Origin of the sequence: Gracilibacillus thailandensis (assembly GCF_010994055.1) — a bacterium.
In the GTDB taxonomy this organism is placed as follows: domain Bacteria; phylum Bacillota; class Bacilli; order Bacillales; family Amphibacillaceae; genus Gracilibacillus; species Gracilibacillus lacisalsi.
Genome location: NZ_WJID01000144.1, coordinates 1 through 1,607, shown reverse-complemented (window position 1 = coordinate 1,607; position 1,607 = coordinate 1). Strand labels below are relative to the sequence as shown.

Annotated in this window: 1 protein-coding gene; it reads left to right on the top strand. The window is 37.9% G+C overall.

Annotation, left to right across the window (positions count from 1 at the left end; all coding sequences use genetic code 11):
- The first annotated feature begins 211 nt into the window (after positions 1–211).
- Complete coding sequence (locus GH715_RS21215; RefSeq protein ID WP_153837224.1) at positions 212–1,477, top strand: FAD-binding protein; 1,266 nt, start codon at positions 212–214, stop codon at positions 1,475–1,477.
- Positions 1,478–1,607: the final 130 nt, after the last annotated feature.

The following is a 1,607-nucleotide window of genomic DNA, read 5'->3' as shown; positions in this document are numbered from 1 at the left end:
CTGTTTCACTTAGTTTTCATAGAATTTTTTACAGTTCCAGATGCATATTTAGAAATTATATAATATTTTCTGAATATTTTAAATATCATTTTAAAATTTTTGGTTTAGGGTACGGACAAGAAATCAAACAAAATGAGCGAATTCGTCCTTATAAGTTGAATTGTATGATAAAATAAATAAAAAAATGACCATGTAAAGGAGCGTTAATCATATGAATGAACAAAAGAACTGGGCTGGTAATTATACATATAGCGCGGCAAATTGGCATGAACCTGAAAGCGTTAACCAACTTCAACAACTTGTCAGACAATGTGATAAATTACGAGTAGTTGGTTCTCGCCACTCATTTAATGGAATTGCAGATTCTAGTGAAAATATGGTGTCCTTACAAAAAATGAATAAAATAATAGCTTTAGACCGTGATAATCAAACGGTTACGGTTGAAGGCGGAATTATCTATAGTGACCTAAGCCGTTTCCTTCAAGAGAATGGATTTGCATTAGAGAATATGGCGTCATTACCACACATTTCCGTGGTTGGTGCATGTGCAACAGCTACACACGGTTCAGGTGACCGAAACAGCTGTTTATCTGACTCCGTTCACGCTATGGAAGTCGTTACTGCTGACGGTGAATTAGTCCAATTTTCTCGAGAGGAAAATCAAGAACAATTAAAAGGGGCTGTAGTTGGTCTTGGGGGAATAGGGATTGTTACAAAGATGACGTTAGACATCATCCCTGCCTTTCAAATCAGTCAATATGTTTACGAGCAGTTACCTTTAGCACAATTAGAACACCATTTTGATGACATTTTCTCAAGCGCATACAGTGTTAGTTTATTTACTAATTGGCAAAGTGATACGATCAATCAAGTTTGGTTAAAACAGCTACATACTGAAGAGAATGAACCACAATCATATACTGATTTATATGGTGCGAAGCCAGCAACAGACCATTGCCATCCTATCGCGGGAATCGAGGCTATTAATTGTACTGAACAAATGGGGATTCCGGGACCGTGGTACGACAGACTGCCACATTTTCGTATCGATTTCACACCTAGTAGTGGAGATGAATTGCAATCGGAGTATATCATTCCAAGACAGTATGCATATAAGGCACTAACGGAAATAAATAAAATCCGCGATCAAATCGCACCATTATTACATGTTTGTGAAATACGTAGCATTGCCAAAGATGAATTATGGATGAGCCCATGCTATCAACAAGATTCGATCGGCATTCATTTAACATGGAAAGATGACTGGGAATCTGTACAAAAAGTGTTACCACAAATTGAAGAAAAGCTTACACCCTATCATGCTCGTCCGCATTGGGGTAAATTATTTACCATGACGAAAGAACAAGTACAACCGCTCTATGAAAAACTGCCGGACTTTCAGCAATTGCTAGAGCACTACGATCCGAAGGGTAAATTCCGTAACGAGTTTATAAATACTTATATTTTTGACAAATAAGAAAATGCCTGTCACTTGAAGCGATTTATGTCGCTACATTGACAGGCAGCTTATTATGAGCTCTGATTCTTATGTGAACTACTCCCACCATTTACCACCCTTACGGGTTGCTTGAAGTGGGGGCTTCTTG

Coding starts and splice junctions, on each gene's coding strand:
- GH715_RS21215 (WP_153837224.1), top strand. CDS start 212: ATGAATGAACAAAAGAACTGGGCTGGTAATTATACATATAGCGCGGCA.